Source organism: Bacillus sp. IBL03825, from assembly GCF_024712505.1.
GTDB lineage: Bacteria > Bacillota > Bacilli > Bacillales > Bacillaceae_G > Bacillus_A > Bacillus_A wiedmannii.
In genome coordinates this window covers 4307666-4333911 of sequence record NZ_JAMXKE010000001.1, presented here as the reverse complement: position 1 = coordinate 4333911, position 26246 = coordinate 4307666, and the positions used below count along the sequence as shown (strand labels likewise).

General features: G+C 36.8%; 27 protein-coding genes and 2 other annotated features. Of the genes, 20 read left to right on the top strand and 7 right to left on the bottom strand.

The window, feature by feature from the left end:
- The first annotated feature begins 189 nt into the window (after nt 1–189).
- The 3 genes from greA (at nt 190) to NHG49_RS22225 (ending at nt 3280) form a co-directional block, all read left to right on the top strand.
- On the top strand, nt 190–666 hold the full coding sequence (gene greA / locus NHG49_RS22235) for a transcription elongation factor GreA (RefSeq protein WP_000179964.1): 477 nt from the start codon (nt 190–192) through the stop codon (nt 664–666).
- A gap of 92 nt (nt 667–758) precedes the next feature.
- The gene (locus NHG49_RS22230) at nt 759–2513 is read left to right on the top strand and encodes a peptidoglycan D,D-transpeptidase FtsI family protein (RefSeq protein ID WP_098102384.1); all 1755 of its coding nucleotides are present in this window, start codon (nt 759–761) and stop codon (nt 2511–2513) included.
- Nucleotides 2514–2629: 116 nt separating this feature from the next.
- A complete protein-coding gene (locus tag NHG49_RS22225; RefSeq protein WP_098102385.1) occupies nt 2630–3280 on the top strand; it encodes a YrrS family protein in 651 nt (216 codons plus the stop codon).
- Nucleotides 3281–3315: 35 nt separating this feature from the next.
- On the opposite strand, the gene NHG49_RS22220 is transcribed toward NHG49_RS22225, so the two are convergent.
- Nucleotides 3316–3531: a YrzA family protein gene (locus NHG49_RS22220; RefSeq protein ID WP_000010984.1), complete on the bottom strand. Its 216-nt coding sequence runs from the start codon at nt 3529–3531 to the stop codon at nt 3316–3318.
- 136 nt (nt 3532–3667) lie between these two features.
- On the opposite strand from NHG49_RS22220, the gene NHG49_RS22215 reads away from it, so the two are divergent.
- From NHG49_RS22215 to NHG49_RS22155, 13 genes are all read left to right on the top strand, one after another.
- The gene (locus NHG49_RS22215) at nt 3668–4306 is read left to right on the top strand and encodes a class I SAM-dependent DNA methyltransferase (protein ID WP_088048081.1); all 639 of its coding nucleotides are present in this window, start codon (nt 3668–3670) and stop codon (nt 4304–4306) included.
- Between the two features lie 14 nt (nt 4307–4320).
- Entirely contained in the window at nt 4321–5016 is a 696-nt protein-coding gene (gene mtnN, locus NHG49_RS22210; RefSeq protein WP_001217038.1) for a 5'-methylthioadenosine/S-adenosylhomocysteine nucleosidase, read from the top strand.
- A gap of 82 nt (nt 5017–5098) precedes the next feature.
- Nucleotides 5099–6022: an O-acetylserine dependent cystathionine beta-synthase gene (locus NHG49_RS22205; RefSeq protein ID WP_001103870.1), complete on the top strand. Its 924-nt coding sequence runs from the start codon at nt 5099–5101 to the stop codon at nt 6020–6022.
- Between the two features lie 3 nt (nt 6023–6025).
- A complete protein-coding gene (locus tag NHG49_RS22200; protein ID WP_001201925.1) occupies nt 6026–7159 on the top strand; it encodes a bifunctional cystathionine gamma-lyase/homocysteine desulfhydrase in 1134 nt (377 codons plus the stop codon).
- A gap of 259 nt (nt 7160–7418) precedes the next feature.
- Nucleotides 7419–10022 carry a bifunctional acetaldehyde-CoA/alcohol dehydrogenase gene (adhE, locus tag NHG49_RS22195; RefSeq protein ID WP_098102387.1) on the top strand — a complete coding sequence of 868 codons (2604 nt, stop codon included), beginning with the start codon at nt 7419–7421 and terminating at the stop codon, nt 10020–10022.
- Between the two features lie 126 nt (nt 10023–10148).
- Complete coding sequence (locus NHG49_RS22190; protein ID WP_000661459.1) at nt 10149–10376, top strand: YrhC family protein; 228 nt, start codon at nt 10149–10151, stop codon at nt 10374–10376.
- Nucleotides 10377–10531: 155 nt separating this feature from the next.
- A complete protein-coding gene (locus tag NHG49_RS22185; RefSeq protein ID WP_000748444.1) occupies nt 10532–11479 on the top strand; it encodes an ABC transporter substrate-binding protein in 948 nt (315 codons plus the stop codon).
- Between the two features lie 5 nt (nt 11480–11484).
- Entirely contained in the window at nt 11485–12513 is a 1029-nt protein-coding gene (locus tag NHG49_RS22180) for a FecCD family ABC transporter permease (RefSeq protein ID WP_064474734.1), read from the top strand.
- Complete coding sequence (locus tag NHG49_RS22175; protein WP_064474735.1) at nt 12500–13318, top strand: ABC transporter ATP-binding protein; 819 nt, start codon at nt 12500–12502, stop codon at nt 13316–13318. Before NHG49_RS22180 ends, NHG49_RS22175 begins: the two co-directional genes overlap by 14 nt.
- Entirely contained in the window at nt 13285–13680 is a 396-nt protein-coding gene (locus tag NHG49_RS22170) for an ankyrin repeat domain-containing protein (protein ID WP_064474736.1), read from the top strand. The genes NHG49_RS22175 and NHG49_RS22170 overlap by 34 nt, the downstream gene beginning before the upstream one ends.
- 390 nt (nt 13681–14070) lie before the next feature.
- Nucleotides 14071–14649: a GNAT family N-acetyltransferase gene (locus NHG49_RS22165; RefSeq protein ID WP_258126884.1), complete on the top strand. Its 579-nt coding sequence runs from the start codon at nt 14071–14073 to the stop codon at nt 14647–14649.
- A 56-nt stretch (nt 14650–14705) separates the two neighbouring features.
- The gene (locus tag NHG49_RS22160; RefSeq protein WP_000276112.1) at nt 14706–15164 is read left to right on the top strand and encodes a GNAT family N-acetyltransferase; all 459 of its coding nucleotides are present in this window, start codon (nt 14706–14708) and stop codon (nt 15162–15164) included.
- A 108-nt stretch (nt 15165–15272) separates the two neighbouring features.
- On the top strand, nt 15273–15650 hold the full coding sequence (locus tag NHG49_RS22155) for a hotdog family protein (protein WP_001101452.1): 378 nt from the start codon (nt 15273–15275) through the stop codon (nt 15648–15650).
- 33 nt (nt 15651–15683) lie between these two features.
- Here the strand turns inward: NHG49_RS22155 and NHG49_RS22150 are convergent, their stop codons facing one another.
- Entirely contained in the window at nt 15684–16229 is a 546-nt protein-coding gene (locus tag NHG49_RS22150; protein ID WP_064474738.1) for a helix-turn-helix domain-containing protein, read from the bottom strand.
- A 156-nt stretch (nt 16230–16385) separates the two neighbouring features.
- On the opposite strand from NHG49_RS22150, the gene NHG49_RS22145 reads away from it, so the two are divergent.
- On the top strand, nt 16386–16790 hold the full coding sequence (locus NHG49_RS22145) for a DoxX family protein (protein WP_001071551.1): 405 nt from the start codon (nt 16386–16388) through the stop codon (nt 16788–16790).
- 21 nt (nt 16791–16811) lie between these two features.
- Nucleotides 16812–17669, top strand: coding sequence for a VOC family protein (locus tag NHG49_RS22140; RefSeq protein ID WP_000009828.1), 858 nt, complete (start codon nt 16812–16814; stop codon nt 17667–17669).
- Between the two features lie 17 nt (nt 17670–17686).
- Here NHG49_RS22140 and NHG49_RS22135 read toward each other — a convergent pair whose 3' ends face one another.
- The 3 genes from NHG49_RS22135 to NHG49_RS22125 all read right to left on the bottom strand — a co-directional run bounded on the left by NHG49_RS22135 (nt 17687) and on the right by NHG49_RS22125 (nt 23343).
- Entirely contained in the window at nt 17687–18001 is a 315-nt protein-coding gene (locus NHG49_RS22135) for a 4a-hydroxytetrahydrobiopterin dehydratase (RefSeq protein WP_258126513.1), read from the bottom strand.
- Complete coding sequence (locus NHG49_RS22130) at nt 17982–19736, bottom strand: aromatic amino acid hydroxylase (RefSeq protein ID WP_064474740.1); 1755 nt, start codon at nt 19734–19736, stop codon at nt 17982–17984. The genes NHG49_RS22135 and NHG49_RS22130 overlap by 20 nt, the downstream gene beginning before the upstream one ends.
- A gap of 162 nt (nt 19737–19898) precedes the next feature.
- Nucleotides 19899–20126, bottom strand: a binding site (T-box leader).
- A 51-nt stretch (nt 20127–20177) separates the two neighbouring features.
- Nucleotides 20178–20407 (bottom strand) — a binding site (T-box leader).
- A 188-nt stretch (nt 20408–20595) separates the two neighbouring features.
- On the bottom strand, nt 20596–23343 hold the full coding sequence (locus tag NHG49_RS22125; RefSeq protein ID WP_098111423.1) for a S8 family serine peptidase: 2748 nt from the start codon (nt 23341–23343) through the stop codon (nt 20596–20598).
- Between the two features lie 307 nt (nt 23344–23650).
- Here NHG49_RS22125 and NHG49_RS22120 point away from each other — a divergent pair, with 307 nt between their 5' ends.
- Nucleotides 23651–24889, top strand: a complete 1239-nt coding sequence (locus NHG49_RS22120) for an eIF2A-related protein (RefSeq protein ID WP_064474742.1) — start codon at nt 23651–23653, stop codon at nt 24887–24889.
- 42 nt (nt 24890–24931) lie between these two features.
- Here NHG49_RS22120 and NHG49_RS22115 read toward each other — a convergent pair whose 3' ends face one another.
- Complete coding sequence (locus NHG49_RS22115; protein WP_064474743.1) at nt 24932–25054, bottom strand: DUF4023 domain-containing protein; 123 nt, start codon at nt 25052–25054, stop codon at nt 24932–24934.
- Nucleotides 25055–25123: 69 nt separating this feature from the next.
- Entirely contained in the window at nt 25124–25462 is a 339-nt protein-coding gene (locus tag NHG49_RS22110; RefSeq protein ID WP_064474744.1) for a hypothetical protein, read from the bottom strand.
- Nucleotides 25463–25632: 170 nt separating this feature from the next.
- Here NHG49_RS22110 and NHG49_RS22105 point away from each other — a divergent pair, with 170 nt between their 5' ends.
- The gene (locus tag NHG49_RS22105; protein ID WP_064474745.1) at nt 25633–26235 is read left to right on the top strand and encodes a histidine phosphatase family protein; all 603 of its coding nucleotides are present in this window, start codon (nt 25633–25635) and stop codon (nt 26233–26235) included.
- The last annotated feature ends 11 nt before the right edge of the window (nt 26236–26246 follow it).

Genomic DNA, 26246 nt, shown 5'->3' with positions numbered 1-26246 from the left:
GGCATATTTATATCAACTTTCCATACATATCTTCTTTATATAAAGAAGAATTGGGAATACGGGGTTGTATGTGACAACTCCGCTAGTACAGGCGTGCTAGAAACCTCCGCTATACATATAAGTGGGGGAGTTTTCATATGGAACTCCTCTTTTTTTTCGGGGGATTGGTATATAAAAGGAGTGGAAAATATGGCAACAGAAAAAACATACCCTATGACGCAAGAGGGTAAGCAAAAGCTAGAGAACGAACTTGAAGATTTAAAAACGGTAAAACGTAAAGAGGTTGTAGAGCGCATTAAGATTGCACGTAGCTTCGGAGATCTTTCTGAGAACTCTGAGTACGATGCAGCGAAAGATGAGCAAGCGTTCGTAGAAGGACGTATTACACAATTAGAAAACATGATTCGTAACGCAGTTATCATCACAGATAACGGCGAAGAATCTACAGTTGTTACATTAGGTAAAACAGTAACATTTAAAGAGTTGCCAGGTGGAGATGAAGAATCTTACACAATCGTAGGTAGCGCAGAAGCAGATCCATTTGAAGGAAGAATTTCTAACGATTCTCCAATTGCAAAAAGCTTATTAGGTAAGCAAATTGGTGAGAAGGTAGCAATCCAAACTCCAGGTGGAGAAATGCAAGTAGAGATTATCTCTGTAAAATAATAAAAAATCACTCGTGTAAAAGCGAGTGATTTTTTTATTTGTATAAAAGATGAAACACTCCGTCCAAACTATAATAGACGAGGTGTTTTTTTATGAAAATAAAACGGAGAATTACAATTGTTTTAATTTGTTTTATGTGTATCATGTTTATTTTACTTTGTCGTTTAATTCAAATACAAATTATAGATACAGAATCATTTACAGATCGTAAGATAAATTTAATTGAAAAAAGTGTTACACAACGGACGCAGTCCATTACGGTAGATGATGGAAGAGGCCATTTTATAGATCGGAACGGTAAGGAAATAGGTGAGAAAAAGTATCCTGTTTTAATTGTTTTTCCATTTCTACAAATAAAAAATGACATGTTAGAGAAAATTGCGCATATCATTGGTGTGTCGAGACAAGAGATTGAAAGTCAAATGAAAGACAAGAAAAGTGCATTTATCATGCAAAGGGGAAATGGTCCATTTCGATTGGCACGAGAGCAGATGGAGAAGGTAAATCAATTAAATGTATTAGGTATTGTAGCAGCTGAAGTTCGTTTACGGCAAACTGGCGCGATGAATCATTTAATTGGCGATGTGGGGGAGAATGAACGAGAATTTCAAAAACGATACGGAGAAGTAAGAAAAATTTCAAGGCAAACGCCAATTGGCATTTCAGGATTGCAGCAATCATTTGATGAATTTCTTTTGACCGATGGAGAGGCAAAAGTATTGTATCAAGTGGACCGACAAGGAGAACCGATTTTTGGAAAACAAGCGAAATATACTGCGCCTGGAAATCCGTTTTATCCAGTGACGATTCAAACAACTTTACATAACAGGTTACAGCAAAAAGCAGAAGAAGTGGTTGAAGCAAGCGAAATAAAGAAGGGGGGATTAGTATTACTTGATGTAAAGAAAAATGAAATTTTAGCGATGGTCAGTAAACCATCTGTACAGGTGAAGGATGAGCGTTTATATACAACTACACTTGAAAATCAAATGTTAACACCACATTTTCCCGGTTCTGTTTTTAAAACAATAGTTGCATCGGCAGTGATTGATCAAAATGAAAATGTGTTTAATCGTACATTTAATTGTAATCAAGATTTATATGGTGAAGACCATCCACAAGTTATGATGGGTACACTTAGTTTTAAAGAGAGCTTTGCTAGAAGCTGTAATAGGACATTTTCAGAGTTAGGTAATGAGCTAATACAAAAGGATAAGATGGTGTTAGAAACTTACGTAGCAGCGTTAGGAGGCGCTGGTAAGGTTGGATGGAAAGGTTCTGTATTTCATACAACTCATTTTGAGCAAATGCCAGAGGAGAAGAGGGTTACGATTTGGGGGAGTGAAGGAAATAAGAATAGTCAAAAGGCGGTAGCGCAAACCGCGATTGGACAGAAAGATGTACGTATGTCACCTCTAGCGATTGCAAATATGATGGCGACGATTGCTAGGGATGGAGAAAAGATGGAAGTGAAAGCTGTGGAAAAAATAATGTATAAAAATGGAACGGACTTTTATACGTTTGAAGACCATACAATAGGCGGGAAACAGCTTTCGTATGAAGCGGTTAAAACATTACAAGAGTTATTAAGGAGCGTTGTAACAACGGAGAAAGGAACAGGAGCCGCATTCAGGTCGTTGCCACTAAGTGTTGCCGGAAAATCTGGGACAGCGCAAACAGGAAAAGGGACGAAAGTGAATCGCTGGTTTGCAGGGTATTTTCCATATGAAAATCCAAGATATGCTTTAGTTGTCGTGGATATAGAAACGAATAGTAATGTAAATGAAGTTACACCTATTTTCAAAGCTATCGTAGAATCAATCTATCGATTAGAGAATGAAAAGTAATCTTGCAATTCATATTGAAATGTTTTCATTTCGTGAAAATATTATTGTAAATGTTCAACCTTTCTAGATTTAATGTTACAATAGCAAGTATGAAAAACTGCATGGAGGTTTGAAGAATGGCAGGAGGATCTAGATTCCAACAGAAACAACAAAAACGTCGTCAAAACGGTGTTTTAAATATTGCAATTGCAATTGTATTAATATTAGTAGCTATTGTATCATATCAATTGTTTGTTCCTGAAAGAAAAGAGCAAGCGTCTTTTAGTGATAAAAAAGTAGCTCAGCAAACAACGAAAGAGAATAAAGCTGAGAAAGCTAAAGGCAAAGAAGAGCCGAAGAAGAACGAGCAAGATAAGACAGAGGCTAAGAAGCAGGAAGAAGAAGCGAAGCAAAAGGCTGAGGAAGAACAGAAAAAAGCTGAAGAAGAAGCGAAAGCTAACGAGAAAGCACCAGCTGAAAAAACACAGTCACAGGCAACAGATGCTTATACGAAATCTTCTTGGAAGCCAGTAGGTACAGAGCAAGGTGCAACACCTGCGATGACGTTTAAAAAAGGTACAGCAGATTGGAATGAGATGAATCAAGCGATTTCAGCTGCAATTGACGTTCCAGTAAATCAATTAGTTATCCATAGAATTGGAAATAACGGTAAGAATAAAGCTTACGGTAACGTACAAGATAAACAATCAGGTAAAAAATATTATGTGAATATTGATTGGGTAGAAAATGAGGGCTGGAAACCAGTACTTGTTCAAACTCTAAACTAAAAAAGAGAGGCTCCTTAGGAGCTTCTCTTTTTTAGTTAGCGTAATTTCTTTAATTTAAAATGAACAACCGCGCTATAATATGGTCTTTTGCTTTCGGGATCCATAACCATTTGATGCGAGATGTGATGAACTTCAAGCATAAGTGCTTTATTATTATCGATTTGTTCGCTAATTTTTCGTTCCAAAGAAGCTAAGTCTCCTGCTTCGAAAAACTCTACTTTATCTTCTAACATTTCAAAGGTAAATGACACGAAGACGACCCCTCTCCTATGTAATCAACTATAGTGTAACAAAGAAAAGAATGAAATACCATGTACATTTCAATTGACATTTTTAGCAAGAGGGCATATCATACTGATAAAACCGATAAGAAAAAGGGGAATTTTTATGGGGACAGAATTTAATGGTTTATTTGATGAGTGGGCTCATACGTACGACTCATTCGTACAAGGCGAAGATATACAATATAAAGAAGTTTTCGCCCATTATGAGGATATTCTAGAGGATGTAGTTAACAAGTCATTTGGTAATGTATTAGAATTTGGTGTTGGTACTGGAAATTTAACAAATAAATTATTACTTGCTGGCCACACAGTTTACGGTATAGAACCGTCACGTGAAATGCGCATGATTGCAAAAGAGAAATTGCCGCAAGAGTTTTCGATTACAGAAGGTGATTTTCTTTCGTTTGAAGTTCCAAATTCAATTGATACCATTGTAAGCACCTATGCATTTCATCATTTAACAGATGATGAAAAAAATGTAGCGATTGCGAACTATAGTCAATTGCTAAACAAAGGTGGTAAAATAGTGTTTGCTGATACGATATTTGCAGATCAAGATGCATATGATAAAACTGTTGAAACAGCAAAACAAAGAGGTTTCCATCAGTTAGCAAACGATTTGCAAACGGAATATTATACACGTATTCCAGTCATGCAGTCTATTTTTGAAAACAATGGCTTCCATGTAACGTTTACGAGATTAAATCATTTCGTTTGGGTAATGGAGGCAACTAAGCAATAGAAAGAGGGATTAGATTGAGAATTGCTGTAATTGGAGCAATGGAAGAAGAAGTACGTATTTTACGTGACAAATTAGAACAAGCAGAAACAGAAACGGTTGCGGGGTGTGAATTTACGAAAGGACAATTAGCAGGACATGAAGTAATCTTGTTAAAGTCTGGTATTGGTAAAGTAAATGCAGCGATGTCAACGACAATTTTATTAGAAAGATATAAGCCTGAAAAAGTAATTAATACTGGTTCAGCTGGTGGCTTCCATCATTCTCTAAACGTTGGAGATGTAGTTATTTCAACAGAAGTTCGTCATCATGACGTAGATGTAACAGCATTTAACTATGAGTATGGTCAAGTACCAGGAATGCCTCCTGGATTCAAGGCTGATGAAGCATTAGTTGCATTAGCTGAGAAATGTATGCAGGCAGAAGAAAATATTCAAGTTGTAAAAGGTATGATTGCAACAGGTGATTCATTTATGAGTGATCCGAACCGCGTTGCAGCAATTCGTGATAAATTTGAAGACCTTTATGCAGTAGAAATGGAAGCAGCAGCTGTTGCACAAGTATGCCACCAATATGAAGTTCCGTTTGTTATTATTCGTGCACTTTCTGATATTGCTGGTAAAGAATCAAATGTTTCATTTGATCAATTTTTAGATCAAGCAGCTCTTCATTCTACAAACTTTATCGTAAAAGTACTAGAAGAGTTAAAGTAATGTAACAAAAAGGCAACTGTCTCATATAAAGAAAATACATACAGTTGCCTTTTCTTTATTGGCAAATAAGGGGGAGAACACGATGAATGTATATCGTGGAGTTCATGAGTTGATTGGTCATACACCAATTGTAGAAATTACTCGTTTTTCACTTCCAGAAGGGGTCCGTTTATTTGCAAAGCTTGAATTTTATAACCCAGGTGGAAGCGTTAAGGACCGTTTAGGAAGAGAATTAATCGAAGATGCGCTAGAAAAAGGGCTTGTTACCCAGGGTGGAACAATTATTGAACCGACCGCTGGAAATACTGGTATTGGACTGGCACTTGCAGCGTTACAACATGATTTACGCGTTATTGTTTGTGTACCAGAGAAATTTAGTATTGAAAAACAAGAATTAATGAAAGCGCTAGGCGCAACGGTCGTGCATACACCAACTGAGCAAGGAATGACCGGTGCAATTGCAAAAGCAAAAGAATTAGTAAATGAAATACCGAATTCATACTCTCCAAGTCAGTTTGCGAATGAAGCAAACCCGCGTGCTTATTTCAAAACACTAGGTCCTGAACTTTGGGATGCACTGAACGGAGAGATTAACATATTTGTTGCAGGAGCAGGAACTGGTGGTACATTCATGGGGACTGCATCTTATTTGAAAGAAAAAAATGTAGATATAAAAACGGTTATTGTGGAACCAGAAGGATCCATTTTAAATGGTGGTAAAGCTGGTTCGCATGAAACAGAAGGGATCGGCCTTGAATTCATCCCGCCATTTTTGAAAACATCTTATTTTGATGAAATTCATACAATTTCTGATCGAAATGCATTTTTACGAGTAAAGGAATTAGCGCAAAAAGAAGGACTGCTTGTTGGGAGCTCTTCAGGAGCAGCATTTCATGCAAGTTTACTTGAAGCAGAGCAAGCGGCACCAGGTACAAATATTGTAACGATTTTTCCTGATAGTAGTGAGCGTTATTTAAGTAAAGACATATACAAAGGATGGGAATAAAAAATGAGAGCAAAGACAAAGTTAATTCATGGTATTCGCATAGGAGAACCTTCAACTGGATCTGTAAATGTACCGATTTATCAAACAAGTACGTACAAACAAGAAGCAGTTGGTAAGCATCAAGGATATGAATATTCACGTACAGGCAACCCAACACGTGCAGCTTTAGAAGAAATGATTGCAGTATTAGAAAACGGTCATGCTGGTTTTGCATTTGGTTCAGGAATGGCTGCTATTACAGCTACAATTATGTTGTTCTCAAAAGGTGACCACGTTATTTTAACAGATGATGTGTATGGTGGAACGTACCGCGTTATCACGAAAGTATTAAATCGCTTCGGTATTGAGCATACATTTGTAGATACAACCAACTTAGAGGAAGTTGTAGAAGCAATTCGTCCGAATACGAAAGCGATTTATGTGGAAACACCAACGAACCCATTACTGAAAATTACTGATATTAAGAAAATATCTACTCTTGCTAAAGAGAAAGATTTATTAACAATTATCGATAACACATTCATGACGCCATATTGGCAGTCGCCGATTACTTTAGGAGCAGACATTGTACTTCATAGTGCAACGAAATATTTAGGAGGTCATAGTGACGTAGTTGCAGGCCTAGTAGTTGTAAATAGCCCGCAATTAGCAGAAGACCTTCACTTTGTACAAAACTCAACAGGAGGCATTCTTGGCCCACAAGATAGCTTCTTACTACTTCGTGGCTTAAAAACATTAGGAATTCGAATGGAAGAGCATGAAACGAATTCACGCGCAATTGCCGAGTTTTTAAATAATCATCCAAAAGTAAATAAAGTATATTACCCAGGTCTTGAGTCACATCAAAACCATGAACTTGCAACAGAACAAGCAAATGGATTTGGTGCTATTATCTCATTTGATGTAGATAGCGAAGAAACATTAAATAAAGTACTTGAGAAATTACAATACTTTACACTTGCTGAAAGTTTAGGGGCAGTAGAAAGTTTAATTTCTATCCCATCTCAAATGACACATGCATCAATCCCAGCAGATCGCCGCAAAGAATTAGGAATTACAGATACATTAATTCGTATTTCTGTCGGTATTGAAGACGGTGAAGATTTAATTGAAGATCTAGCACAAGCGTTAGCATAATAAAAATGCACTGCTAATATAAGGCAGTGCATTTTTATCACATCATTTTGTGAAACATTTCACAAAATAGACATACACAAATGAAATTATTTCATGTATATTAAGTTCATGAAATGTTACTCACGAACAATCTTGTGAAATGTTTCACAAACAATGAGGTTCATGTAGGAAAGCAACTCTATTTTTTTACGCTAATCGGGACTTATTATGACCTATAGGGTCTCGTTTAGTCCATGATAGCAGAATAGGAGGAATTTACATGGTAGTCAAAGAGAAAGTTGTAAATGAAATGCAGGAAGTAAAAGAGATGATTGATACGTTAGTGAATAACGGTCGAAAGGCTTTACAAGCATTAGAAGGTTTTACACAAGAGCAAATTGACAACATTGTTCACGAAATGGCATTAGCAGGTGTGGATCAACATATGCCGCTTGCGAAGTTGGCTGTTGAAGAAACGGGTCGTGGTGTATATGAAGATAAATGTATTAAAAATATTTTTGCTACTGAATATATTTGGCATAGCATAAAAAAAGATAAAACAGTAGGGATTATTCACGAAGATCCTCATGAAGAAATAATAGAAATTGCAGAACCTGTCGGTGTAGTAGCTGGGGTAACGCCAGTAACGAATCCAACGTCGACAACAATGTTTAAAGCATTAATCGCGATAAAAACGAGAAATCCAATTATTTTCGCATTTCATCCTTCAGCACAAAACTGTTCCATTGCAGCGGCGAAAACAGTATATGATGCAGCGGTGAAGGCGGGGGCACCAAAACATTGTATTCAGTGGATTGAAAAACCTTCTGTCGAAGCAACAAAACAATTAATGAACCATGAAGGTGTTGCGCTTGTTTTGGCAACTGGAGGAGCAGGTATGGTGAAATCAGCTTATTCTACTGGAAAACCAGCGCTAGGTGTAGGTCCTGGTAATGTACCATGCTATATAGAGAAATCAGCGCATATAAAACGAGCTGTTAATGATTTAATTTTATCAAAAACATTTGATAACGGTATGATTTGTGCATCAGAACAAGCAATCATTATAGACAAGGAAATTTATGATGATGTGAAAACAGAAATGATTGCAAACAATTGTTACTTTGTAGCAGAAGAAGAGAGAAGAAAATTAGAAAAGCTAGTTATTAATGAAAATACATGTGCAGTAAATAGTGATATTGTAGGGAAATCAGCGCAGTACATTGCCGCATTAGTTGGAATTACTGTGCCTGAAAATACAAAAATGCTTGTAGCTGAAATACAAGGTATCGGAGCAGCATATCCACTATCTCGTGAGAAACTGAGTCCAGTATTAGCGTGTGTAAAAGCAAATTCATTAGAAGAAGGATTTACATATTGCGAAGAAATGTTAAACCTTGGTGGTTTAGGACATTCAGCAGTCATTCATTCTACAAATAAAGAAGTACAAAAACAATTTGGATTACGTATGAAAGCTTGCCGTCTTATTGTAAACGCCCCTTCATCACAAGGTGGAATCGGTGACATATATAATGGATTTATTCCATCACTTACGCTTGGTTGCGGCTCGTATGGGAAAAACTCAGTTTCTCAAAACGTAACAGCGACGCATTTATTAAATATAAAAAGGTTGGCAAATAGAAAAAAGAATATGCAGTGGTTCAAATTACCACCAAAAATTTATTTTGAAAAACATGCGACAGCATATTTAGCAAATATGCCTAACATTTCACGTGCATTTATTGTAACGGATCCAGGAATGGTTGAGCACGGATATGTAGATACGGTTACGCATTATTTACGTAAACATGCAAATGATGTAAAAGTCGAAGTTTTCTTTGAGGTCGAGCCAGATCCATCAGATGAAACTGTGTTTAAAGGTGCGGAAATGATGAGAAGTTTTAAGCCAGATGTAATTATCGCACTTGGTGGTGGTTCAGCTATGGATGCAGCGAAAGGGATGTGGCTTTTCTATGAGCACCCAGAAACAACATTCTATGGAATTAAACAGAAGTTTTTAGATATAAGAAAACGTACATGTAAATATCCGGAATTAGGAAGTAAGGCGCAGTTTGTTGCCATTCCAACAACATCAGGAACAGGATCAGAAGTGACACCATTTGCGGTTATTACAGATAAGAAAAATAATATAAAGTATCCGCTCGCGGATTATGAATTAACACCAGATGTAGCAATTGTTGATCCACAGTTTGTAATGACAGTACCACCACATGTAACAGCAGACACTGGTATGGACGTATTAACGCATGCAATCGAGGCGTATGTGTCTGTTCTAGCAAATGACTATACAGATGGATTAGCATTAAAGGCCATTGATCTCGTATTTAAATATTTACCAAGAGCATTTAAAGATGGAAATGACGAAGAAGCGCGAGAAAAAATGCATAATGCTTCTGCAATCGCTGGGATGGCATTTGCAAATGCTTTCTTAGGTATTAATCACAGCTTAGCACATAAAATTGGACCGGAATTTCATATTCCGCATGGGCGTGCCAATGCAATTCTTATGCCGCACGTAGTTCGCTATAATGCTATTAAGCCAAGAAAACACGCGTTGTTCCCAAAATATGAGCACTTTGTAGCTGATGAACGCTATGCACATATTGCGAGAATGCTCGGGCTTCCAGCAGGCTCGACAGCAGAAGGTGTGGAATCAATCGTCCAAGCAATTATTGAGCTTGGAAAAAGCTTAAATATAAATATGAGTATTGCAGGACAAGGAGTTGCTAAAGACCAATTTGAAGAGGTTGTTGGATTATTAGCAGAAAGAGCTTTTGAAGATCAATGTACAACAGCTAATCCAAAATTACCTCTCATTTCAGAGTTGAAAGAAATTTATATGGAAGCATATAAAGGGGAGTAATGGTTATGAAAGAGTCGCAATAAAGCGGCTCTTTTTCATTTGGAAAACATCTCCCAGAATGGCTGTATTTACTGGTCTTTAAGTTTAATAGAATATGATACAGTGAAATAGGGGAGTGAGAATATAATGAAAGAATTACAAGGAAAAATAGAAGATTATACTCGGTTCGGGCAAATCCTTCTCGCTGTAAGTACATTGTTAATGGTTGGCTTATTGATTCCGAATGGAGCAAAAGAAACAATACAATCTTTTGTTATGATGGGGAGCACCATTATATTTTTAAGTTTATCATTCTTTTTCTTTCAGCGTGTGAAAGTGATGCGAGATCAGTTAGAGGGAAATGAATGTGAGTAATATTATGAAATAGGGCACTACGAAAAGAACGAATCTTTTTGTAGTGCTTTTTGTTTTTGAAAAAAATGTATGCGGTTTATATTGACAATGATAATCCTTATCAATTAAAGTAGAATAGTAGTTAATGATTATCATTATCAGTTAGAGGTGAAAGAATGAAAAAATCTATTACGCTATTCACAGCGATTTTATCTATTTTTTTCTTGTTAATAGGTTGCAATGCAAAGGGAGACGAAAAAGCATCTGCAACAAAAACAGAAAAAGGAAAAGAGAAAATCGAAGTTACCGACCTGTCAGGAAGAAAGGTAACATTCGATAAAGTGCCAGAGAGTTTTGCAACATTAAGTATGGGAGACATGAATATTATTCATGCTTTAGGCGGAAAAATAGTAGGTCGTCCGGATGCAAAAATAACTCTTCCGGAGGATTTAAAGAAAGTACAAGTAATCGGGAATGCACATCAACCGAATTTTGAGCAAATTGCTAGTTTAAAACCGGATGTACTTATTGCTAACAATGGGTTTCAAAAGAATGTTCCAACGGTTGAAGGACAAGGAACGAAAGTAATGATTTCTTCTGCGAATTCTGTACAAGATATTCAAAAGAATATTGAACTATATGGAACGATAATGAAGAAAGAAGATAAAGCAAAAGAACTTAATCAAAAAATTAATGATCAAATGAAGACATATGAGAAAAAGAGTGATGTGAAAGCACTGTTAGTATACGGAGCACCAGGTACTTATTTAGCAGCATTACCAACATCTTTATCAGGCGATATTTTAGAAAAAACAGGCGGGAAAAATATTGCAGCTGATTTTCCGGAAATGAAGGAATATCCGCAATATGCGCAGCTAAGTGTAGAACGTATTATTGAGGCAAATCCAGATGTGATTTATTTAATTACACATGGAGATCCAAATAGCGTTAAAAAAGCATTTGAAGGCGAAATGATGAAAAATGCAGCGTGGAAAAATTTAGATGCAGTAAAACAAAATCGTGTAGTTATTTTGCCACCAGACTTATTTGGATCAAATCCTGGAACAAAAGTTACAGAAGCAATGGACTTTATGTATAAAAGTATACAAGATGTAAGGAAATGATAAGTATGGAAAGTAGTGAAGTAGTAAGGGAAAAGGAACATCCTTTTGCGAAAAAAAGGTGGATAATAGCAGTTACTTTAGTTGTATTAGCGATTTTAGGTCTTTTTTACGGTCTTTTCGCAGGAAGCCTATCCTTTTCTTTACGAGATATTCTAACAGGGATACAAGATGAAGGTTCGACGGTTCATCGAATTGTATGGGACCTTCGTATACCGAGAGTGCTCGTTGGATTTATAGTAGGAACATGTTTAGCAGCATCTGGTGCACTGCTGCAAGGGGTTATGAGAAATCCTCTTGCAGACCCTGGTATTATCGGGGTTTCATCTGGAGCAGGCCTTGTAGCAATTGTAATTATGATTTTATTCCCTCAGCATATGGCATTTTTACCGCTCGGGGCATTTATAGGAGCTTTCATAACGGCGATGGTCATTTATGCTTTATCATGGCAAAAAGGGGCGCCGCCTTCAAGGATTGTCTTAGTAGGTGTATCAATCAATGCATTAATTGGTGCAGCGACGTCAGCGTTAATGTTATTACATAGTGACAAAGTACAATCGGTGTTACCGTGGTTAGCAGGTGGCATTGGTGGTGTAAGTTGGGCACATTTAAACATGATTATTTATTATGCAATATTCGCTATTATATTAGCCTTCTTTGGTATAAAGCATATTCGAGTATTAATGCTTGGAGATGAAATGGCGAAATTATTAGGTCATAACGTGGAGAGAAGCCGGTTTTATTTAATAGTAGTAAGTACACTATTAGCTGGAATTGCAGTTAGTGTTTCTGGTCTTATTGGATTTGTCGGTCTTGTTGTACCACATATGTTACGTTTATTAGTTGGAAATGACTATAAATATTTACTGCCATTATCATGCCTTGGCGGAGGGATATTACTTGTTTTCGCGGATGCGATAGCTCGAAGTTGGTTCGATCCAATTGAATTGCCTGTTGGTATTTTATTATCATTCTTAGGCGGTCCGTTCTTCTTATATTTAATTCATAGAGGAGGAAGACAACGTGATTTCCGTTAATAAAGTGTTTTACGCACATTCTGAAAGATTTCAAATGCAAAATATGAATGTACATATTAAAGCTGGAGAGGTCGTTAGTTTAATTGGACCGAATGGATCAGGGAAATCTACTTTGCTTCGTTTAATGGCAAGACTACTTAAACAAAGCGAAGGGGATATCATTTTAGATGGAAAAAGTATTCATATGATGAAAAGTGCCGATGTAGCGAAGCAATTAGCGATGTTACCACAAATGCATGATCATCAATTAGATTTAACAGTGAAAGAATTAATCGAATTTGGAAGAGGACCTCATAAATCATGGAAAGATCGCTTAAATAAAGACGATGAAGAAATTGTTGATTGGGCATTGTCTGTTACAAATCTTGAAGGGTATGAATATCGTCTTTTACAATCTTTATCAGGAGGGGAAAGACAACGTGCCTGGATTGCAATGACGCTAGCACAACGTACAAATGTCTTATTATTAGATGAGCCAACAACTTTTTTAGATATCGTTCATCAGTTGGAAGTAATGGAACTTGTGAAACGGTTAAACGAGGAGTTTGGCATGACAATTGTAATGGTTTTACATGATATTAACCAAGCGGCTCAATATAGTGATCGTTTACTCGTATTAAAGAGAGGGAAGCTTCAGTATGACGGTATACCAGAAGAAGTGTTATGTCATGAAATGTTTCAACGTGTGTTCGGCATAGAGGTAGATATTTTTCAAGGAAGCGACAAGCCATTTTTCACACCAAAACGAATTTCTAAAAAAGGAGGAGCAAGATGCGAACAGAAGAACGTATTACCACTGAGTTAGTAAGAGAATTTGTTATGGCAGCTCACGGAGATTTAGAAAAAGTACAAGAACTGTTGGCTGAATTGCCAAGCTTACTTCATGCCTCTTACAATTGGGGCGGATCAGATTGGGAAAGTGCGTTAGGAGCAGCAGCACATGTAGGTCGTAAAGATATTGCTCTCTATTTACTAGAAAAGGGTGCTCGAATGGACATTTTCGCGGCCGCGATGCTTGGAGAATTAGAAGTTGTACAAGCTATTTTAGTAGCACAACCAGAGGCATTGCGTGCATCGGGTCCACATGGTATTTCCCTTCTTCAACATGCACGAATGGGTGGAGAAAAAGCACAGCGTGTATTTGAGTACTTAACGGTGCTCTCTTAATGACCGCAAAGGTTCTTATGTGCGGTAAACTTTTCACTTTCATATAATTGAAAAGTTTACCGCCCGTTAGAACGGGATAAGTATCTAGTATATTTGAAAATCCTACACCCCCCTCAATTGTAGTTTTCTTTATGCTAGTTATGATATGGATGCAGTAGACAATATTTGTCTACTGTCTTTTTTTAATTCTTTAGAGATTGAATATTCTGTATTTAGTCATTAGTTCATTTATCCCACTATTTGTGGGCAGTAAGACTCCCACCTCAAAATTCAGCTAGAGAAAAAAGTTAGGCGGGAGGTCCACTGTCCGTAAATATCCGATTGGTGAAGGCTAATAATCAGTGAGGATGAACAAAAGCCCCCACTGATTAAAGTTTCACTTTATAATAGATAGTAACATTTAGTATACATACAAAACATGAGCGTGTAGTTAAGTACAAATTCGCGGAAAGGAGTGCAGAGATGTTTCATACAGATCGTTTACAAATTCGCAAATACACAATGGATGATTTGCAGTTCTATGCTTCGCTATGGGGAAATGAGAAGGTAATGCGCTATATTGGAAATGGGACGTTAAAAACATATATGCAATGTAAAAAAAGTTTGGAGGAGTGGGTAATTCCTAGCTATAAAAACGGTCTTGGTTTATTTGTATTGATTGAAAAGGAAACGGGAATACGAATTGGTCATGCAGGGTTAGTAAAGCAGCAGATAGATGGAAAAGAGGAAATTGAAATTGGTTATTGGTTATCACCTCAGTATTGGGGAAAAGGGTATGCGAAAGAAGCAGCGGCAGCATTTCGAGACTATGGTTTCCAAGCATTAAGAATGAATAAATTAATTTCTCTTATTAATCCGGATCACCCCGCCTCAATCTTTGTTGCTAGAAAAACAGGGCTTAGTTATGAGAAAACAACTTCATTTCATGGGATGGACGTTCTCGTTTATTCCATTAAACGCGTAGGATGAAAAAAGGTAAATTGCATCTTTTGAAGAATGGTATATAAAAATAAAGGGGGGATTACATGTATATTTATCATAATGGCCTTATTATTCGTGAGGGAACGAATGGTGTGCCAGCATATGCAATTAAAACTTTATTCGAAGATGCTGGTTGGAGTAATGATAATATCCCTTCTTGGCAAATTGAAAAATTCACGATAGCATTTGAAAATTCAACATGGGCATTCACAATTTGGGATGAAGAAGAGATGATTGCGATGGTTAGAGTCATTTCTGATGGAATCATGATCGCGAACATAGTAAATTTAGTTGTGAAATGTGAATATAGAGGGAAGGGATTAGGTAAGAAACTTGTCGCTCTTTGTTTGCAAAAGTTGCCACATGGAGACTGGTTTGCACATACATCTGCGAGTAATTTTGATTTTTATAGAAGTTGTGGTTTTGAGGTGAGAGAGTTATCGAGAAATGGAACATGTGCGTACTACGGGTATCAAGTAGCAAAAAAAGATGGGCACCGATAAAAATAAGATAGTGTAAAAAAGGATCGCTATTTTAATAATATAAACTGAACTGAGACTCATTTTATGATAAAATAAAAGAAAATTCTGTTTATTGAACGGGGGATAAAAATGAATGTAAAAGTTGGGGATGTATTTAAATACGAAAGAAGATTTACTGAGGAAGAGGTTTTTGAATTTGCAAATATTACAGGAGATAAAGGTAGGCATCATATGGAATATGATGAAAATGGACGTTTAATGGTTCATGGTTTATTAACTGCTAGTATTGGAACGAAAGTAGGAGAAGAATTACATTACATAGCAAGAGAATTAGTAAGTGAGTTTATTAGACCGGTTTTTACAGGAGATACGATCACTTGTGAATTAACTTTAACAAATATTGAACAGATGGAAGGATATAAAAAGGTTTCAATCGAGTCAGTTTATCGCAATCAACATGAAAAGACTGTACTAGTTGGGACAAGTTATGGAGTTATAAGGGGATAAAAAAGAAGCCTGATTTACAGGCTTCTTTTTTATTTAATAAACACGTTTTCGATTTTCTGCATGACTAGAGATGAGTAATAATGCAGTTTCTTCTCCTATATTACGAACAATATGAGGAACACATGCATTCCAAGAGAAAGAATCACCTTCTTCTACAATTGCAATATCTTCTCCATGTTGAACTTCTAGTTTTCCGCGTAATACAAGGTGACATTCTTCCCCTTCATGGGCATTTGGTATATTTTCTTTCGGAAACCCAGCAGGAATTTCCACGAGATTTAGGCGAAGGCCACCTTGCTCCGCAACATGTTCAATTCTTTGTTCATCTTTTCCGTATACACTGTATTTACGCTCTCCCTTTTTGACAACTTTCAACCGATCTTTTTGTTCTAATAATAAATAGGGAAGGGGAACGTTTAAAAAATTGGAGATTGTTTCTAAAGTTGAGATAGATGGTGATGTTTTATTATTTTCAACCTGACTCATAAATCCTTTAGAAAGACCTGTTCCCTCACAAATTTGTGCGATTGTTATGCCTCTACGTTGACGAATTTCACGTATTGCAGAACCAATATTCATAAAATCAAGCTCCTTTTTGTAAACAACTATTTGTATCATAGCAAAAAAAATATATTTTTTCCCAGTGAAAATGAATTGACGAATAAAAAAAATTAGTGTATGTTTTGTAATGTAAATAAAAGTTTTGTATAAGGAAACTATAAAGGAGAGAATGAAATGAATCAACATATCGGTAACTTAATTATTCGTATCGTGTTAGGGGTAACGTTCTTTATGCACGGTTTAACAAAATTCCAATCGGGGATTGACAATATTGCAGGGTGGTTTACAAGCATTGGTTTACCAGGAGGTCTTGCATACGGTGTAGCAACAGCGGAAGTAGTTGGTGGTATATTGTTAATTCTAGGTTTAGGTGTAAGATATATTGGATTATTATTTGCACTTGTAATGGTTGGAGCAATTGTAAAAGTAAAATGGTCAGCTGGTTTATTAGGAGATGGAAAAAATCCTGGCTTCGAATTAGAACTTGCATTGTTAGCAATGGGTGCGTACTTATTTGTTGCGAAAGCAGACGGTTTTGTAGATAATTTCTTAAAAGAGAGAATGTTAAAGAAGAACTAAATTAAATGGGGGGCTAACAAGATGAGTTTTCAACTTCATCCCGACACAACACTTGATGTTGTTCATTTATATGTATCAAATATAAAGAAATCACTAGAGTTTTATACAGAAGTACTAAGTATGAAAGTACTAAAAGAAGATGAAATGGTTGTTACATTTGGGAATGAAAATAACGAACCACTCCTTATTATTGAAGAAAAGAAAGAAGCTCTACCAAAGCAAAGAGGGAGAACGGGGTTATATCATTACGCAATCTTATTACCAAGCAGACAGGATTTAGCGAATATTCTTCGTCATCTTGTAGAAATGGTATATCCACTGCACGGCGGAGCCGACCATTACTTTAGTGAGGCCCTTTATTTAGCTGATCCAGATGGAAACGGGATTGAAATTTATCATGATCGCCAAAAAGAAGTTTGGCGTGATGAGAATGGAGAACTACCATTTGTTAGTAACCCGTTAGCTGGTGAAGAACTATTACAGCAAGGAAGTACATGGAATGGATTTCCGGCGGGTACTGTGATGGGACATATTCATCTCCATGTAGCTGATTTGGAAGAAGCGAAACGTTTCTATGTGGATGGTCTTGGTTTTGAAGTAACAATCCCAGCTCGTAATGGAGCGTTGTTCGTATCGGCAGGTGGCTATCATCACCATATCGGTTTAAATACGTGGCAAGGTGAAGAAATACCGCCGCAAATGCCAAATTCCGTCGGCTTGAAATATTTCACAATTGTACTAGCGGATGAAAAACAAAAAGAGCAAGTATGTGAAAGCTTAAAAAATATTGGCAAAGTCGCTACGTACAAAGATGGAATATTACAAGTTGAGGACCCATTTGGACATTGTATTCATTTCAAAATAAAAGGAGAAGCCTAAAAAAGGCTTCTCTTTTTTTACTTTCTTATAATTGCTTTTTCGTTTTGTAAAAATAGTTCATCAAACTGCTTTGCAAGCTCAAAATCTAGTTTCGTTAAACCTTTTGCATTCCAAGATGACAAAGTAATAATGACTGCTTTATACTGGATAAGGATAAATGGATGGTGATTACGTTCTTCTGATAGTTTGGCGGCTTCAGAGACAAATTCGACTCCTTTTAAGTAGTCGGAAAACATATATTTTCGTTCAATCCATTTTTCATCTTTTACTATCCATTTATCCACCTTGAATAATTCCACTTGAACTTCTTCTTCAGTTAATCGCAGCATCATTTTTCACATCCTTTACATGCAGTAGTGCAAGACCATTGTTAATAAGGCGTGTTACAGCTTCGTCAGTTGTGAAAGTAGAAAGTTTTTGTAATAATGCTGCTGATGTTTCGTGCCCTTTGTTATGCTCTAAAAGTAATTCTAATATTTCAAGGCGAAGCAGCCATTCTTTCGGATAAAATTTATTTAATACCTCTTGAATTGCTACTAATTGATCGACATGTGCGTCGTGTAAAATACCTCCACCTCGAATATCACGAACTGTTTGATACATACGATCCAGCTCAGTTAATGCAAGAGGTGCTGGAGTTTCCTCTATTTCCTCATCAATTGGGAAAAATGATGCTGCATCTGCTGCTCCTGGGAATACTGAAATGATTTGTGAGCCAACAGCCATATCAAATGCGCCCCATGAAGCATCAAATAATACGCGGGCGTTATAAGTAACAGTGCAATCGATAAAGGAAATAAGAGCAATTTTCTTATCATTTTTTATAATATCTGTTACTTTTCCTTTTACATGAATACCACTTGCAAAAGTAAATTCAGCAATGTTTCCAATTGTAATTCCTAATGATTGTAGTTGTTCATCTGTACAATTTTCTAATGCAATATTTTCAGTGAGTAATCCAATTGGTGTTCCAAAGCCGTCACTGTGTACAGATGTAGAATGATTCGCTAGTTGTTTATTATGAATTGCTAATGCAGTTGGCGAATTTGTTCGCATGTAAATCACTTTACCTGCATCGTTTTCAATTGTCTCGCTGAATGTACCTGTAATCTGTAATCCACTAGTTAGTTCAGCGGTTGCATAGTTTTCAGAGCGAATCGCTTTTTCTAAACCTTCCTTTCCACCTGTTTTAAAGGCCATCGTTTCAGCAAATGTCTCAAGTGCTTCAGTCAGCTCTTCAAATGATTCACAAACAAATAGTTGTGGTTGCATTTTTGTTACGTCATAAGTTGTACCTGTACATGCCTCGATAGAGAATGGAACCTTTTCTACAGCGTCTGTTAAGCAATGTTTGCTTTCGCCAACAGAAGAAAGGAGACCAGCACCATATATTTTTGGAGCATCTATATTTCCGATTAATCCATATTCTACTGTCCACCAGAAAAGACGTGAAATTTGTTCAGCTTCTGATAAACCAGAAACTAACTTTTGTTTTTCAATTACAGTATTTTCAGCAGCGGCAACTTCGTCAGGAGTAGAAGTAGGGCTTTCTTTTACGATTGTTAATGTACGAACAGCTTCAAAAGCATCATGTTCTTCTTTTGTAGAGAAAGCTTTCGCACCAATTTGTCCAAAGCGTTTCACATATTTCGCATATGTAGGATCCAGTAAAATAGGTGCGTGTCCTGCTGCTTCGTGTACGATATCTGGAGCTGGTGTGTACTCGATATTTTCTACTTTGCGAATATCTGTTGCGATTGGTAGTAAGCCGTGTCCTTGGAAATCAAAGAATGCTACGCCGGGAATAAGTCCATCAATTGTTACAGCTCCCCATCCGCTTGGTGCTAAACAGTCATTCATTTCTTCTACCTTTGGAATTGCATCTATATTTATACCAGATGATTGTAGTCCGTTCACATAGGCTGGATGAGCAACGTCTTTTAAGAAACTATGATTTTGTCTCATAATGTAACGCCAAACAGCGTGATTCACCGGTGTATATTGATCATAATGCTGCGTGGATACGAATGGTTTTAAATGCGATGGAATTTCTGTTTTCTTTGTCATTTAGACATCCTCCTTGTTTTTTATAAAATTGAATATTGGTTGGGTATAGCTGGAACCACCACCTTTCAAAATTGTAAGCGCTTATAAAATTTTATCATAAGATTCGGAATTATTTAACATTTGTTTCTGTGAGAAATAGAAAAAGCCCCTATCGGAAAATCCGATAGGGGCGAAAGAATCGCGGTACCACCCTATTTGTAAGTGAAAACATACTTACATCTCAATTAATGATAACGGAAAAACTCCGTCTTTTCCTTCATGCGTACAAGCACTACGAAAAAGAAGCTCCAGAATTGTAATTCATACTTATATATGTGCTAATTTCCACCGACCATTAGCTCTCTGTAACAGGGATATAAGATATTACTGCGATTCTTTCAACGCGTATATATGAAATTGTGCAAAAGGGAAGGACGCAAAAAAGCCCCTATCGGAAAATCCGATAGGGACGATAAAAATCGCGGTACCACCCTAATTGTAAACAGAAAAATTGTTTACCACTCACTTTAAGATAACGGAAAGATCCGTCTTTCTCTTCATGCATTATGTGCACTACGGGAAAGAAGCTCCAGAATTGTAATTCACGCTTGTATATGTACTGATTCGCACCAATCATCAGTTCTCTGAGACAGGGATATAAGTCGCTACTAGTATTCCTTCAAAGCCGATATATAATTCGTTCAACTAAACTATGTTTCGTATTATAAAACTATTTTTAAAAGATTGTCAACAATAATTTTATCCCGCTATTTGTGGGCAGTAAAATTCCTACCTCAAAATTTGGCCGGAGCAAAGAAGTTAGATGGAAGCCTTACTGCCCGTAAACGTCCGATTGGTGAGTGCTGATTAAAGTTTCACTTTATTTCACTTCTAAATCAACATTTAAATTAGTCGTATTTCCAGCTGCATCGGTTGCAACGATATGAATGGTATTCTTTCCTTCTTGTAATTGATTACGATCGAAATAAATTTCGTAGTTTTTCTCCCAAGTGTTTAGGAATGCACTCTCCCATACACCATTTCCGTTAATTTCATATTGCATTCTTACTGGAATACCAGGTGCAATCCAACCAGATTCTGTCATCCAATCTAGTAGAATATCATCAACTTTCCCTCTAATTATGAGATTTTCTTGATCAATTTCGTGTGTTAACTTAGGTGCTGTTCGATCGATAAATACAGCTCCTGTTTGTTTTGTTTCTCCACCAGAGTTAGAAGCAACAGCTTCGATTTGATATAAGCCATCAGGCAATGGAGATCCGTCCTTTCTTGTACCATTCCATTTGAAAGATTTATAACCAGGTGTTTCGTTTTTGCCTTGGTATACCATGCCTTGATATGTCACACGGTCTTTCGTAATTAAATTAGCATGAAACGCTATATCCTCAACAGGTGTAACTAAATAGTAATTGATTAGGTTGTCATCTAGTATGTTGTCATTATTTGGACTGAAAGTAGAATTAACGATTTCAACGCCATCGATACGCTTGTATTCTTTCGGATCAATACTAAATGTAAATGGGATACGCATTTCTTCAGTTTTACCTTGTTCTTTTACATACAGATTTCCTGTATATACACCTTGTGGTAAGGAGCTATCCACAGTAATAGTAAAAGGCTTTTCGATGTTACTATTTGGTTTTAAACTAATTGAAGAAGGGAAAGAAGTCTGGATTTTTGTTTTTGTATCTAGTAATTCAATACGAGTTGAAAAGTTTTTCTTTTTGTTAGAAAGATTTTGTAACGTAATATTTTGTGTTAGTTTCACTTTGCCGCTATTTGGCTTAATAAGACCGAAACTTACATTGTTCGGTTTCACTAATGCATCTGTTTGGGCTGCTTTTGGAATGTTAATTAAACCTGATCCTTGTGCCATGATAGGATATGTATTTTCATTGACATCCTTTAATGTTTTTGCAGTGTTGGCAAGAGCAGATTTCAATTGTTCTGTCGTCCAATCAGGATGCATTTGACGCAGTAAGGCAACGGCTCCCGCTACTTGCGGAGCAGCCATACTTGTTCCGTTGTGAGATTCATAGCCACCTCGTGGTACTGTGCTTGTAATCTTTACTCCAGGTGCAATAACATCAGGTTTTATAAGCCAACTTCCTTGTGATGGTCCTCTTGAGCTGAAGTTACCAATCAGTTCGGTTTTGTTTGGTTGTCCAATCTTTATATTTTTCTTTCGTTTTGTAATTAAAGTTTTCAACTCTTCGCCATTTGTATTTGATAGCTGCATAACCGGAAGAGCTACATCTTCACGTCCAAAATATTCGGGCATAATATTAATTTCTTTTTCATTAGAAATTAGTAGTACCCCGATAGCGCCAGCTTGTTTCGCGTGTTCTGCTTTTACTAATGTGCTTGAAGTTCCTTGTAAGACAAGGGCGAACTTACCCTTCACATCTTGTTTAGCATAATCGCTCGAATTACCGTAGCCAACATAGACAAGTTGAGCATCGTTTCCAACTTGGAAATCTGCGTTTGATAACGGTAATCCTTGGTAAGATTTATTAGAACCAGCTACTTGGAATGTCGGGAATGGAATAGAAACAGTAGATGCACCAACAGAGATGACACTACTAGCATTACCAGGAGCATCAACAGACCAAGGCTTTGGTCCATCGTTTCCATTTGAAACGACTGCAGTAACACCAAGTTTTGCTGCGCGTTCTAACGTCATTGTTACAGGTTGATCAGGGACATTCAAATCTTGACCGAGAGATAGATTTAAAACATCTGCACCATCTTGAATAGCGCGCTCAATACCTTGAATAATATCATCGGTCGTGCCAGTACCACCATCATTCATGACACGGTAAGCGAGTATAGAAGCGTTCGGAGCAATCCCCTTTATTTTTCCGTTACCAGCAATAATTCCAGCTACATGAGTGCCGTGGACATTTCCATCCATCGGATCGTTATCCTCATCGACTGTATCATATCCACCGATATAATTTGCTTGTAAGTCAGGGTGTGTATAGTCTACACCTGAATCAATAATAGCGACTTTCATTCCTTTTCCATCAAGCGGTTTGCCAGTTGGATCTTTTAGTTTCCAAGCTTCAGGTGCACCGATTGTCGGTCCGCCAATATTTGGCGCTTCTTCTTTAGTAGCGCTTTTTGCTGTTTCATGCAATTTATATGTTAAGTTCGGATAAACAGCTTTTACTTCGGGTAAAGAAGCTAAAGCAGCAACTTGATCTCCTGGGATAGAAATAGAAAATCCAGAAAATAGTGTACTATACGTTTCTTTTATCTTTGCTTTTGGTGCTTTTTCTTTAATTTTCTTTGTTGTATCCTCTTGTGCCTTTTTTAGTTGTGCATGGTATGATTGCACATTGCCGTTTTTTAAATCCGGAGCATGCTGAATGTTACTTTGTGAAGCGAGCGGAGCATGTTGCAATTCTACAATGACTGAAATTTCTTTTGATGTTTTTGTTTCAACATTTTGCGCGATTTTGTTTTCTCCCCATTGTTCAATATTCACTTTTAATTGTGGACTAAATTGCTTCTCCTTTTGCAGCGATTCAGCATGTGCGCTTAAAGCTCCAAAACTAGAAAAGACGAGCGCCATACTTAATAGTGTAGACGTAGTTTTTTTCATTGAAACTCCCCTTAATAAAAAGTGCTAATATTACGAAAATTTATCTTGCATTTTTGTTCTGAAATATAAAACCGAATGTTGGCTAAACTATACTTTCGACATAATTCATACCAATCCTCTTTGAATTAAAAATTTCTTGGGAAATGTTTTGGGATTATGTCGAATGGCTAATATTCAGCGAGGAAAGCCCATCATCCACTGAGCATGAATCCACAAAAATTGTGCAGTAACTGTCAATTAATGCAGGGTGAAGTTCGCATATAGTAAGCGGAATATGAGGAATGCTATAAGAAAAATGGAGGGACGTATGAAAAAAATTATCGTGAGTAGTAGCGTGGTTTTGTTTGTTTTTTTATCTTCAATTTTTAGTACTAGTGCGGAACATAATGGGGTGAAAGTTGCTTTTATTCGTCATCATGATCTTTGGATTAAAATTGATGGAAAAGAAAAACAAATAACAAAAGGCGAGTACATAACAGGGCCGAAATGGTCTCATGATGGAGAATGGATTTCTTATGCTAAAGGAAACAAGAAAAACACCTTGGAATTGTACCGATTGGAAGATGGAAAGAAAGTTAGGCCATTGCAATCTGAAGTATCGAATTATCAATGGTCACCGAAAGAGAATATAATTGCATTTGTATTTATGAATACACTAAATACGTTTGATGTCAAAAAAAAGAATACAGATTTTGAAAATGTATCGGCTGGTGTAGGTGATTATGCATGGTACCCTGATGGAAAGAAGTTTCTTGTATCCTCTGAAGCACACTTAATTCCAACAGGTTGGACAGGAGCTCAGCTATATGAAGTGCAAAAAGATGCACATATGAATCCTCACAAAATGAAGCATTTGTATGCATTACCAAATGAACATGATGATTTTCTAGCGCTAGTTGCAAGTGGGTTTGAGTGGTCACCAGATCAAAGGTGGATTTCATTTTTAGCGGTACCGACAGCTTCATGGTCAGCTGATAGTAATACGCTTTGCTTAGTTCGAGCAGATGGCAGTCGATTTGAAAAGGTAGATCAAATGCTATTAAACACCCAATGGGTCAAATGGGCGCCATCCAACAATATATTAGCCTATATTGAAGGAAGCGGGAGAGTTGCGTTAGAGAATAAGCATTTAAAAGTAAAAGAACTGCCTGCACTTCAGCAGAACACATTTACGCCGAAAGGATATGTCGATTGGGATTTTGCATGGAAGAACGATAAAGTAATAATCGTTTCACGAGCAAAAGAGGCAGGGATAGAAACGCCACCAGAAAAAAGGCCACTACCATCTTTATATGAGATCGATAGTACAAGCGACGAACAATATCAAATCACAAAGCCAGCTCATAAGCAAGGTGATTATCATCCGATCTTCATGAGGAAGAGCAATCAATTAATATGGATACGTTCAGACCGTAAGAAAGCCAATGTATGGATTGCCAATAGTGATGGAAAACAGGAAAAGAAGTGGATTGAAAATATAGATGTACCAGAATGGTATTATGAGAAATGGAACTGGGAAAATGTTATCTCGGTGAAAGAAGAATAAAAAACGTGCCTAAAAAATAATTTTAGGCACGTTTTTTTATTGTTATTTATGAGTTTTATTCGGCTTTTTCTTCGCTGGGTTTCCGTTCCCCTGACGCTTTCTGTTTTGTTCATCTTTTGCTTGTTTTTCCTGTAGTGTATCTAAAAAGTCATTCGAGTTACCCATTTTTATATCGCTCCTTTCATTTCGTCCTAATTACTATAACCATTTCGGAGGATAATCATGAAATAAAAGTTAAGCACTTAGTTTTCTTCGAAAATATACGTAAAATATGCCATACGTAATAAATAGCATAAATAAAATTTGTAACTCTACATTTTCTTTTAAAATAGTTGCGACAGAAGATGGTAAGTAAGGTGATGTATTGCTTGTTCCTACACCTAACCATTTGTTTAAGAGGTTAATGGTACAAAACATAAAAACACCAGACCAGCTTGCTGTAATTGCTTTCTGTTTAATTTTTGTTTCACGTTCATCATCTGTAATCCAAGGATTAGCAGTTTTATCACTATTAAAAAATCCATTTATGTATCCCCATATGATCATTCCGATAAAGGCGATAATCCATTTCATATTTGTGATTCCCCTCTCTCTTGTAAAAAGTATTCGACACAATTAATTGTAATGTTTTCCAATTAATTATGTCGAATGTTTTTTACATACCAGTTTTTCATATAGCAGGAATAAAGAATGAGATAGGGAAGAAATGTGTAAGAGGATTTCATAGTGAGAGGAGGCTGGATATGAAACTCGTCTTTGTTCGGCACGGTGAAGGAGAACATACAAAAGATTTGCCGTCAAGTTTACAAGTGTTGCATCCACCATTAACGGATGAGGGAAAGAATCAGGCTAAATGCATTCAATTCGATGTACCATTACAGGAAACGGATATATTAATTGCCAGCCCTACACTTAGAACTTTACAAACGGCGGCAATATGGAGTGCGAAAGTATCTTGTCAAACAATTGTCCATCCATATGTATCCCCACGTATTTTTCCTTATCGAGATGGAGCGAAAACATTGCCATGTGATTACATAGTAGATCAGGGAATGATAGCAGATTTATTTCCACATTTTTCGATAGAGAAAAGTACAAATAAGCAGTTATGGACGGAAGGTATAAATACTATTTCAGAGAATCGTTTTCAGCAAATAGCAGATGAATTTCTTCTTTGGTGCTATGAGCTAGGCGCTGAAAGAATTTGCATTGTATCTCACGACGGGATAATTACAGCGTATAGGCAATATGTACAGAAAGTCGTTTTAACTAGATCTGATTTTTTGCAAGAAACGGGTATATATGAAATGGATCTATCCCTTAAAAGTTTGATGGATGAGATCTAATGATAGGATGG

What these genes read in the sequence shown, in the direction of transcription:
- greA (WP_000179964.1), top strand. Translation starts at nt 190, where the DNA reads ATGGCAACAGAAAAAACATACCCTATGACGCAAGAGGGTAAGCAAAAG.
- NHG49_RS22230 (WP_098102384.1), top strand. Translation starts at nt 759, where the DNA reads ATGAAAATAAAACGGAGAATTACAATTGTTTTAATTTGTTTTATGTGT.
- NHG49_RS22225 (WP_098102385.1), top strand. Translation starts at nt 2,630, where the DNA reads ATGGCAGGAGGATCTAGATTCCAACAGAAACAACAAAAACGTCGTCAA.
- NHG49_RS22215 (WP_088048081.1), top strand. Translation starts at nt 3,668, where the DNA reads ATGGGGACAGAATTTAATGGTTTATTTGATGAGTGGGCTCATACGTAC.
- NHG49_RS22205 (WP_001103870.1), top strand. Translation starts at nt 5,099, where the DNA reads ATGAATGTATATCGTGGAGTTCATGAGTTGATTGGTCATACACCAATT.
- NHG49_RS22200 (WP_001201925.1), top strand. Translation starts at nt 6,026, where the DNA reads ATGAGAGCAAAGACAAAGTTAATTCATGGTATTCGCATAGGAGAACCT.
- adhE (WP_098102387.1), top strand. Translation starts at nt 7,419, where the DNA reads ATGGTAGTCAAAGAGAAAGTTGTAAATGAAATGCAGGAAGTAAAAGAG.
- NHG49_RS22190 (WP_000661459.1), top strand. Translation starts at nt 10,149, where the DNA reads ATGAAAGAATTACAAGGAAAAATAGAAGATTATACTCGGTTCGGGCAA.
- NHG49_RS22185 (WP_000748444.1), top strand. Translation starts at nt 10,532, where the DNA reads ATGAAAAAATCTATTACGCTATTCACAGCGATTTTATCTATTTTTTTC.
- NHG49_RS22180 (WP_064474734.1), top strand. Translation starts at nt 11,485, where the DNA reads ATGGAAAGTAGTGAAGTAGTAAGGGAAAAGGAACATCCTTTTGCGAAA.
- NHG49_RS22170 (WP_064474736.1), top strand. Translation starts at nt 13,285, where the DNA reads ATGCGAACAGAAGAACGTATTACCACTGAGTTAGTAAGAGAATTTGTT.
- NHG49_RS22160 (WP_000276112.1), top strand. Translation starts at nt 14,706, where the DNA reads ATGTATATTTATCATAATGGCCTTATTATTCGTGAGGGAACGAATGGT.
- NHG49_RS22155 (WP_001101452.1), top strand. Translation starts at nt 15,273, where the DNA reads ATGAATGTAAAAGTTGGGGATGTATTTAAATACGAAAGAAGATTTACT.
- NHG49_RS22150 (WP_064474738.1), bottom strand. Translation starts at nt 16,229, where the DNA reads ATGAATATTGGTTCTGCAATACGTGAAATTCGTCAACGTAGAGGCATA.
- NHG49_RS22145 (WP_001071551.1), top strand. Translation starts at nt 16,386, where the DNA reads ATGAATCAACATATCGGTAACTTAATTATTCGTATCGTGTTAGGGGTA.
- NHG49_RS22140 (WP_000009828.1), top strand. Translation starts at nt 16,812, where the DNA reads ATGAGTTTTCAACTTCATCCCGACACAACACTTGATGTTGTTCATTTA.
- NHG49_RS22135 (WP_258126513.1), bottom strand. Translation starts at nt 18,001, where the DNA reads ATGATGCTGCGATTAACTGAAGAAGAAGTTCAAGTGGAATTATTCAAG.
- NHG49_RS22130 (WP_064474740.1), bottom strand. Translation starts at nt 19,736, where the DNA reads ATGACAAAGAAAACAGAAATTCCATCGCATTTAAAACCATTCGTATCC.
- NHG49_RS22125 (WP_098111423.1), bottom strand. Translation starts at nt 23,343, where the DNA reads ATGAAAAAAACTACGTCTACACTATTAAGTATGGCGCTCGTCTTTTCT.
- NHG49_RS22120 (WP_064474742.1), top strand. Translation starts at nt 23,651, where the DNA reads ATGAAAAAAATTATCGTGAGTAGTAGCGTGGTTTTGTTTGTTTTTTTA.
- NHG49_RS22115 (WP_064474743.1), bottom strand. Translation starts at nt 25,054, where the DNA reads ATGGGTAACTCGAATGACTTTTTAGATACACTACAGGAAAAACAAGCA.
- NHG49_RS22110 (WP_064474744.1), bottom strand. Translation starts at nt 25,462, where the DNA reads ATGAAATGGATTATCGCCTTTATCGGAATGATCATATGGGGATACATA.
- NHG49_RS22105 (WP_064474745.1), top strand. Translation starts at nt 25,633, where the DNA reads ATGAAACTCGTCTTTGTTCGGCACGGTGAAGGAGAACATACAAAAGAT.